6 protein-coding genes are annotated in these 9,368 nt (G+C 73.3%); 3 read left to right on the top strand and 3 right to left on the bottom strand.

The features are described 5' to 3' along the window. Positions 1-52: 52 nt before the first annotated feature. The 3 genes from ACFWE2_RS22695 to ACFWE2_RS22685 all read right to left on the bottom strand — a co-directional run bounded on the left by ACFWE2_RS22695 (position 53) and on the right by ACFWE2_RS22685 (position 3,810). Entirely contained in the window at positions 53-2,671 is a 2,619-nt protein-coding gene (locus tag ACFWE2_RS22695; RefSeq protein ID WP_377226469.1) for an ABC transporter permease, read from the bottom strand. Next, complete coding sequence (locus tag ACFWE2_RS22690; protein ID WP_377226468.1) at positions 2,671-3,477, bottom strand: ABC transporter ATP-binding protein; 807 nt, start codon at positions 3,475-3,477, stop codon at positions 2,671-2,673. Before ACFWE2_RS22690 ends, ACFWE2_RS22695 begins: the two co-directional genes overlap by 1 nt. Positions 3,478-3,546: 69 nt before the next feature. Continuing rightward, positions 3,547-3,810, bottom strand: a complete 264-nt coding sequence (locus ACFWE2_RS22685) for a GNAT family N-acetyltransferase (RefSeq protein WP_377226467.1) — start codon at positions 3,808-3,810, stop codon at positions 3,547-3,549. Positions 3,811-3,883: 73 nt separating this feature from the next. Here ACFWE2_RS22685 and ACFWE2_RS22680 point away from each other — a divergent pair, with 73 nt between their 5' ends. The 3 genes from ACFWE2_RS22680 (at position 3,884) to ACFWE2_RS22670 (ending at position 9,298) form a co-directional block, all read left to right on the top strand. Continuing rightward, a complete protein-coding gene (locus ACFWE2_RS22680) occupies positions 3,884-4,804 on the top strand; it encodes an aminoglycoside phosphotransferase family protein (protein ID WP_377226466.1) in 921 nt (306 codons plus the stop codon). A gap of 74 nt (positions 4,805-4,878) precedes the next feature. After that, positions 4,879-5,832: a DUF389 domain-containing protein gene (locus ACFWE2_RS22675; RefSeq protein WP_377226470.1), complete on the top strand. Its 954-nt coding sequence runs from the start codon at positions 4,879-4,881 to the stop codon at positions 5,830-5,832. 94 nt (positions 5,833-5,926) lie between these two features. Beyond that, positions 5,927-9,298 (top strand): S8 family serine peptidase, encoded by a 3,372-nt coding sequence (locus ACFWE2_RS22670; RefSeq protein WP_377226465.1) that lies wholly within the window; start codon positions 5,927-5,929, stop codon positions 9,296-9,298. Positions 9,299-9,368 lie beyond the last annotated feature (70 nt).

Below are 9,368 nucleotides of genomic sequence, written 5' to 3'. Positions count from 1 at the left end.
CACTGACCGAAGTCAGCCGCCCGCGCGGCGCAACCAGATCAACCGACCGGCGTCACTCCACGCCGAGCGCCGCCACCGGCGAGGTGCGTGCGGCGGCCCGGGCCGGTAGGACCGAGGCCAGCAGGCCGGCGACGAGGGCGACCGCCAGGACGATGCCCAGGTCCGCCCACGGGACGGCGTACCGGACGTCGCCCATGACGGACAGCGCGGTGGCCGCGCCCGCCCAGCCGAACACGAGCCCCAGCACGATGCCGAGGACCGCACCGACCCCCGCGATGAGCACGCCCTCCACGGCGAGCATGCCGCGCAGCTGCTCCTTGCTCAGGCCGATGGCCCGCAGGGTCGCGGACTCGCGGGTCCGCTCGATGACCGAGAGGGACAGCGTGTTCGTGACGCCGATCAGGGCGATCACGACGGCGACGGCGAGCAGGCCCACCACGATGCCGAGGATCACGTCGACCACCTGCCGGAACTGGGCCGCCTGGGCGGCCGGGCCCATGACGAACGCACCGCCGTCCACCTGCGCGACGGCGTCCTGGACGTCCGCGAGCACGGTGGTCGCCTCGCCGCCCGAGATCCGCGCCCAGATGTCGGTCGTCGTGCTGTCGGCGGGGACGTCCGCGCGGGCGAGGTCGGCGGTCGTGATGGTGCGGTTGAGTGCGTCGGCGGTCGTGATGACGATGGTCAGGTCGACCGAGCCGTCGGCGCCCGCCACGGTGATCGGGTCGCCCGCGTCGAGCGACATGTCGTCGGCCGTGCCCTGGGTGAGCAGGATGGAACCGTCGGTGAGCCGGCCGGCCTCCTCCTGCGGCACGTTCACCACCGCGGCGAGCTCTGCGGGGTCCGCGGCCACGATGCTCATGTCCTCCGTCTCGCCGAGCGTGACCGTCGCGTTCGTCACGAGCGCCGTGTCCGCGATGCCGGGGGTGTCGGCGACGGCGTCGCGTAGACCCTCGACGTACTCGGACGAGGAGGCGGACACGCTCACGTCGTACGGGAACTGCTCGTCGAGCAGGCTGTCGGCGGACATCCGGGCGCTGGCCGCGCCGGTGGACATCATGGTCACCAGCGTGACGCCGATGAGCAGCGCCGTGGAGGTCGCCGCCGTCCGGCGCGGGTTGCGCAACGTGTTGGCGACCGCCAGGCGAGCCGCTGGACCGGTACGGGCCACGAGCGAGCCGAGCAGCGCGGCGACACGGGGCAGCCACAGCACGGCGCTCAGCACGACGCCGAAGAACGCCAGGGCACCACCGCCGACCGCGGCGACCAGACCGAACTGGGTGCCGCCGTTCATCCCGAGGACCACTCCGCCGCCGAGCGCCGCGAAGCCGCCGACCAGGGCGAGCAGCGAGATCACGAGGCGGGTGCGGCCGGAGCGGGCGCGCAGCGTCGGGGCGTCGGACGGCCGCAGCGCGGCGAGCGGCGCGACCCGGGTGGCCGACCGGGCGGGGGCCAGGGCGGCCAGGACGGTCACGCCGGCACCCACCGCGAGCGGGAGCACCACGACCTGCCAGGTCGGCGCGATCGTCGCGGGCAGCGGGACGCCCAGGTCGAAGGCGGGTGCCACCATGAGCGCGACCTGGGCAAGCACCCCACCGGTCAGGATGCCCACCGCGGAGGCGACCACGCCGAGGATCGCCGCTTCGAGCAGCACGCTGCGATAGAGCTGGCCGGTCCCGGCGCCGATGCAGCGCAGCAGGGCGAGCGTCCGCGTCCGCTGGGCGACGAGCACCTGGAACGTGTTGGTGATGACCATGGCCGCGATCAGCAGCGCGATGGCGGCGAACGTCATGACGAACACGAGGAACACGAGGTCCTGGCCACCGGTCTGCGCGGCGGCCCGCGCCGTCGCGACCTCCTCGGTGGTGTCGACGGTCACGCCGCGGTCGGACCCGCCGGCGGCGGCGTCGAGCGACCCGGCGAGCGGACCGGGCACGCTTCCGCCGTCGAGCGGTGCGTCGAGTGCGACGAGCAGCTCGCTGACCGGGTTCGGGTAGGGCTCGGCGGCATTCCAGGCGTCGAGCGTGGCAGCGGGAACCGCCGCGGCCCCGCCGTACACGGAGTACGCGCCGTACGGGTCGGCGGTGAGCCCGGTCACGGTCAGGGTCTCGGTGACGTCCTCCGGCTGGCCGAGCTCGGCGGCCGGGTCGTCCGACCGGCTGTCGGCCCAGCCCTCGGGGTACACGGTGCGCTTGAGCGTCACGGTGTCGCCGAGGCCGACCTCGAGCCGCTCGGCGAGGTTCGACGTCAGAGCCACCTCGCCGTCGGCGGCCGGCCAGGCGCCGTCGGTCAGCTCGAGCGGCGAGAGCCGCGGGTCCTCGGGAACCGGCGCGAACGTCTGGAAGCCGCCCTTGCCGCCGTTGCGCAGGTCGCCGAACCAGCTCGTGAGCGGCTGGACGGTCGCGACGCCGTCGACGGCGGCGACCGCATCGATGTCGTCGGCGGTGAACGAGCTGTCGTCGGTCGTGGCCACGACGACGTCGGCCTTCGCGTACTGCGCCGCGACCATGTCGTGCGTCGTGCCCTGGATGACACCGCCGGCGAGCAGCGTCACGGTGACGAACGCCGTGCTGATCAGGATCGCCACTCCCGCGGCGGTGAGGCGGCCGACGCTGCGCCGCATCTGCCCGAGGGTGAGCCGGGCGGTGGGGAAGTTAGGAGACGTCGACATCACGCACCTGTCTCGAAGGCGGAGGCGCGAGGGGTCGTCGCGACGGCGGGTTCGAGGGTGCGCAGTGCGTCCAGCCCGGCCATCGCGGAGTCCGGCGTCGGATCACTGATGTCACCCGCGATCCGACCGTCCGCGATCAGCACCGCACGATCCGCATACGCGGCAGCCGACGGGTCATGCGTGACCATGATGATCGTGCGACCCAGCTCCCGCACCGAACGACGCAGGAACGACAACACCTCAGCCCCCGACCGCGAGTCCAGGTTGCCCGTCGGCTCGTCCGCGAACACCACATCAGGCTGCGCGATCAGCGCCCGCGCGATCGCGACCCGCTGCTGCTGCCCACCGGACAGCTCCCCCGGACGATGCGTGAGCCGACCCCGCAACCCCAGGGTCTCCACCAGGGTCTCGAACCACGCCCGGTCCACGCTCCCACCGGCGAGCTCGACCGGCAGGGTGATGTTCTGCTCGGCCGTGAACATCGGCAACAGGTTGAACTGCTGGAACACGAACCCGACCCGGTCCCTACGCAACCGCGTCAAGGCCTTGTCGTTCAAACCCGTGATCTCCGTCTGCCCGAGGAACGCCTGACCACTGGTCGCGGAGTCCAGACCCGCCAGCAGATGCATCAGCGTCGACTTGCCCGACCCCGACGGGCCCATGATCGCCGTGAACCGGCCCTGCTCGAAGTCGACGTCCACCCCGTCCAGGGCCCGCACGGCCGCCTCGCCCTTCCCATAGGTCTTGGTCAGTGAGCGTGCGCGCACAGCGGGCGAGGCCCCTGTCGCATGAGCGGTGAATTCCATGGAAGAGACGCTACGGAGACACGTCCTGGTGCCGCATCCGGCCCTGGTCTGGTCCTGCCGTCGCGGCAGTCATACCCAGGTCGTACGGGTGGCGCCCGGGGCACGGTCCGTCCCGCTCCGCAGGTCGTGAACCATCTCGTGGTTGACCCCGTCGACCATCTCGACCCGCACGCCCGTGTCGACGTACCCGCACTTCCGGTAGGCACCCTGGGCGCGCAGGTTGTGCTCGTTGACGTGGAGCCGCACCTGCGGGACGCCGATACCCCGGAGCCAGTCCTCCGTCGCCGACAGGATCGCCTGCAGGACGCCGCCGCCGCGGTGGCCGGGGCGCAATCGTCGCAGTGCCGGCGCCTCCGCCCCAGCGAAAAACGTTGGCCCGGAGAACCTCCGTCCCGATACTTGTGCGATGTCCTTCGCGCCGCTCCCCGCGCCCGTACGTCAGCGGGCCCTCGACTGGTACGGCGACCGGGGCCGGGCCTGGGTCGACGCGCTCCCCGCGACGGTCGACCGCCTCGCCGAGACGTGGGACCTGCACCCCGCCGGGGCACCGTTCACCGGCGGCACCACCGCCTACGTGCTGCCGCTCGACCGGGCCGACGGCACCCCCGCTGTGCTCAAGGTCGATCTGCAGGACGTGGAGAACCGGTCCGAGCCGACCGCCCTCGCCGCCTACGACGGCGACGGCGCGGTGCGCCTCCTCGAGTACGACGCCGGCTCCGGCGCGATGCTCCTGGAGCGCGCCCGCCCGGGAACGGCTCTGCTCGCCCGCCAGTTCCCCGGCCTGAGCGAGCACGACGCCGCGCGGGAGCGCTTCGCGATCGCGTGCGACCTGTTCCGCAGGCTCTGGCGCGTCCCGGTCCCCGTCGTCGGCTACCCCGAGATCCCCAGGGCCGCCGACCTCCTCAAGGGCTGGGCCGAGTACTTCGACGAGGCCGCGGGCCGATCGCCCGACGTCGCCGAACAGCTCGCGTTCGGCGCGGACCTCTGCGACGCGCTGACGGATGCCGACGAGGTCGGGATCGCCAACCGCGACAACCACCTGAGCAACGTCGTCTCGTCCGTCCGCGAGCCCTGGCTGCTGATCGACCCCAAGCCGGTGCTGGCCGAACGCGCCTTCGACGGCGGGTACTTCCTGTTCCAGCAGCAGGTCCACGGGCCCGTCCGCGGCACCGAGCTGCTGCACGCCGTGGCCGACGGGCTCGGCGCGGACCTCGAACGGGTCCGGGCCTGGGCGATGCTGCAGGCGGTCGCCCACCTCGCCGACGCGGGGAGCGCCGCCGAACGCGAGGCCGGCAGCGGCATCCTCCGCGCCATCCAGCAGGCCTGAGCCGTGACCCGCTCGTCAAGGTTGCCTGGATGCCGTCGCTGAGCGTCGTTTCACCCGGCTAGAGTCTCGGCGTGATGCAACACCTCCGCGTGGTCAGCCCGGCCGCGAGCACCCCGGCCGTCCTCGAGCTCTTGCGGTCCGACCCCGCCGCCACCAACGTCATGGTGCTCCACGAGTGCGCGGTCGACCCGCCGGGCGACGTCGTCATGGCCGACGTCGCCCGCGAGGCGCTCAGCCCCGTGCTGGAGCGGCTGACCGACCTGGGTCTGCAGCGCGAAGGATCCATCGCCGTCGAGTCCGTCAACACCTCGCTGTCCCACCACGCCAGGCGCGCGGAGGACGCCGCCCCCGGCCTGCCGGAGGACGCGCTCGTCTGGCACGAGGTGGTGGGCCGCACGGAGGTGGAGGCGCGCACCTCGCTGGGCTACCTCGCGCTCATGGCCCTTGCCACGACGATCGGCATGATCGGCGTCCTGTTCGACCAGCCGATCCTCGTGGTCGGTGCCATGGTGGTCGGCCCGGACTTCGGGCCGCTGGCCGCGATCTCGGTAGGGCTGGTCGGGTGGCGCTGGCGCACGGTCCGACGGGCCGTGACCACGCTGGCCGCCGGGTTCGGCGCCGGGTTCGTCGCGTCGGTGGTCATGGCCCTGCTGCTGCAGGCCTGGGGCCTCGCCGACCAGTCGACGCTGCTGGCCGACCGGCCCCAGACGTCGTTCATCTGGGCGCCGGACACCCTGAGCTGGATCGTCGGCTTCCTGGCCGGGGCTGCAGGCATGATCTCGCTCACCTCGGGCCGCTCCGGCGTCCTGGTGGGCGTGCTGATCTCGGTGACGACGGTCCCGGCGGTGGGGAATGCGGCGGTCGCCCTCGCCTACGGCGTCGGCAACGAGGCCACCGGCTCGCTGGCCCAGTTCGGCATCAACGTCGCGATGATCGTGGCCGGCGCAGTGACGTGCCTCCTGATCCAGCGGGCCTGGTGGCGGTTCCAGCCGAGGTCCGCACGCCTCCGCACCCGAACGCGGACCTGATTCCGCAGGTCACGCAACCCATCTCCCGGTCTCGCGCGTCTGTTGACCGTGGCGCCGCACAGGCGGCGCGCTCGACCCGGACGGGAGAGACCCGATGCGTAGACAGGCAAGTGCAGCGGCGGTCGCGATGGCGGTCGCACTGGGCGGGGGGACGTGGGCGACCGCGGCCGTCCCGCAGGACACACCGGCACCACACCACGAGCAGGAGTCCCCGGCAGCCGCGAGCCAGGGCCGCCCCGCGACCGTCACGCTGCTGACCGGCGACGTCGTCACGGTGCGGACCGCGCCGGACGGCTCCGTCACGGCCACGGCGGAGCCCGGCGCGGGCCGCGAAGGCATGGCGTTCTTCCAGCAGCGGGAGGGAGAGCATCTCTACGTCGTCCCACGCGACGTCGCGCGACTCGTCCCGGGCCGGCTGGACCGGGCGCTGTTCGACGTGGCGGGCCTGGTCAAGGCCGGGTACGACGACGCGTCGCGCGACACGCTGCCCGTGATCGTCCAGTCCGCCGCGGCGGCCGGCTCCTTGGACAAGAGCGCCCGCACCGCGGCGCCGGCCAGGCAGGACTGGGCGGCGTCGGGCATCACGCCCGACCGGAAGCTGGAGTCGGTGGGCGCGGTGGTCGACGTCCTGCCGAAGGGCCGGGCGGCGAAGCTGCTCGACGCCCTCGCACCGGCCGGCCCCTCCGCGAAGAAGGCGGACGGCGGCGGCGTCGGGTATGTCTGGCTGGACCAGCCGGTCCGCACCTCGGACGCCGACTCCAGCCCGCAGATCGGCGCCCCCGAGGCGTGGGAGGCCGGGTTCACCGGTGAGGGTGTCACCGTGGCCGTGCTCGACACGGGCATCGACGCGACGCACCCCGACCTGGACGAGGTGGTGGTCGGCGAGCGCGACTTCTCCGGCAAGGGCGACGTGGTCGACGGCGACGGCCACGGCACGCACGTCGCCTCGATCCTCGCCGGTTCGGGCGACGCGTCCGACGGCGTGAACAGGGGCGTCGCCCCCGACGCCGACCTGCTGGTCGGCAAGGTGCTCGACGACAACGGCGACGGCACGCTGTCCGGCGTCATCGAGGGCATGGAGTGGGCGGCCGCCGAGGGCGCGGACGTCGTGAACCTGTCGCTGGGCAGCCTGTTCTTCGACGTCCCCTCCCCCGACGCCGTCGCGGTGGACGCGCTGACCGAGCAGTACGGGACGCTGTTCGTCGTCTCGGCGGGCAACTTCGGCGAGCTCGGCCAGGGCAGCGTCGGCTCGCCCGGCATCGCGGCGAAGGCCCTCACGGTGGGCGCCGTCGACGACGCGGACGAGGTCACGGACTACTCCAGCCGCGGCGGCGCCGCCGAGGGGCTGCTCAAGCCGGACGTCGTCGCCCCGGGCGACGGGATCGTCGCCGCCCGGGCCGCGGGAACCACGGGAGGCGACGTCGTCGACGACCTGCACGTCGCGCTGAGCGGCACCTCCATGGCCGCCCCGCACGTGGCAGGCGCGGCAGCGGTGCTCAAGCAGGCCAGGCCCGACCTTGACGCGACGGCCCTCAAGTCCGCGCTGATGGGCTCGGCAGTGCCGACGGGCGCGGACGTCTGGACCGAGGGCGCTGGGCGGATCACCGTCCCCGGCGCCATCGCGCAGCAGGTCACGGCCACGCCGTCCGTCTCGTTCGGCACGTTCGCCTGGCCGCACGACGGCGAGACGGCCACCGACACCGTGACCTACACCAACGCGGGATCCGACGACGTCACGCTCGCCCTCACCGGCGACGTCACCGACTCGGAGGGCACCTCCGTCGCCGCCGCGCTCACCCTGTCGGCGGACTCGGTGGTCGTGCCGGCGGGCGGGACCGCGACCGTCGACGTGACCGCTGCCGACGGCCCGGGCGCGATCGGCCCGGTCGGCGGCATGCTCGTCGCCACCGGCACGGACGGCACACAGGTGCGCACACCCGTCGGCTGGGCCAAGGAGCGCGAGTACGTGAACCTCACGGTGCGCGCCGTCGACCGGGCCGGCGAGCCCGTCACCGCCGACACCTGGGGCGCCGCGATCAAGCTGGACGTCGAGAACGGCGGTCTCTTCGGCACCAACCTCCACTTCGAGGACGGGGTCGCGACGGCACGCGTCGTCCCGGGCGTCTACAGCCCGGTGGCATTCATCGAGACGCTGGACGAGGACGGCGCGGTAACCGACGCACTGTTCCTGTCGAGCGGTGAGGTCGACGCGACGGCCGACGCCGAGGTGCTCCTGGACGGGACGACGGCGCGGGAGGTCACCACCTCCACGCACCGCCCGGCGGAGCTGGCGAGCCTCGGCCTCTCCATCGAGACCGAGGACTCGGCGGAAGTCGTCACGGCGGGGGTCAACGTGATGTACGGGCCGGGGACGGACCTCGCCCTGACCCCGGTGCCTGCCGCGCAGCACGGCGACTACGACACCATCGTCCAGGCGACGCTGCTGCCGCCCACCTCGGGCGACGGGGCGGCCGCGCCCTACCGCTACGATCTCGCCCACCACAGCGAGGGCGTCGAGGTGCCTGCCCTCGTCGGCGACCGCCGCACCACGGTCGCCGTCGACACCAGCTACGGCGCGTCCGTCGGGGACACCCACCTCGCGCGGCGGCACTACTGGGAGCCGGGCACCATCATCGCGGGCGGAGCCGTCGAGGCGATCCCTGTCGGCACGCGGCGCACCGAGTACGTGACGGCCCTGCCGGGCAGGTGGTACCTCGGGTCCGAGATCCAGGAGGACGGCGTCGGCGTGGTGCTCACCGAGGCCGTGCGACACGTCTGGAGCGAGCCGGGCCGCGCCCGGCAGGGGCTGGCGACGGGTGCGCTCGCCCCGTCGGCGACGGCGGTCACACCGGTCATGCAGACCGGCGGGAACTCCCTCTGGCTCACGCCGTCGGGCCGGGCCGACGCCGACGAGGGTGTCCTGTGGGGTTCCGACATCGTGGAACGCCTGCGCGTCTGGCAGGACGGCGAGCTGATCGACGACGTCCCCGAGCCCTACTCCTTCCCCACCGTGCCGGAGGGCGGGGCCGACTACCGGATGCTCCTGGAGAGCACGCCCGACGACCCCGCCTACCGGCTCGCCACCAGTGTGACCGGTGAGTGGGAGTTCCACGCACGGCCGGACGACGCCGAGGAGGCCTACCCGCCGGTCCTCGACACCACGTGGGACGTGCGCGGGCTCGACCCGTCGGGTTCCGCCCCGGCGGCCACGCGGGTGCGGGTCGGCGCCGGCTACCCGGACGGCGCATACGACACGTCGACCGTCGAGGGCGCCCGCCTGTGGTGGTCGGCCGACGACGGCGCCACGTGGCACCGGGCCAAGGTGACCCGGACCGGTGACGGGACGTTCGTCGCGACGGTCAGGGCTCCGGCCGGCGCCGAGCACGTCTCGCTCAAGGTCGAGGCGTGGGACGCGGCGGGCGCGTCGGTGACCAAGAAGGTCGTCCGCGCCTACGCAGTCGACTGACAGACCCGTTGAGTGCTGGGTATTCGCCCTGTCGTGAGCGATCACGGGGCGAATACCCAGCACTCAACGG

Origin of the sequence: Promicromonospora sp. NPDC060271, assembly GCF_042726755.1 — a bacterium.
Classification (GTDB): Bacteria; Actinomycetota; Actinomycetes; order Actinomycetales; family Cellulomonadaceae; genus Promicromonospora.
This window is presented reverse-complemented; position numbering and strand designations above follow the sequence as displayed.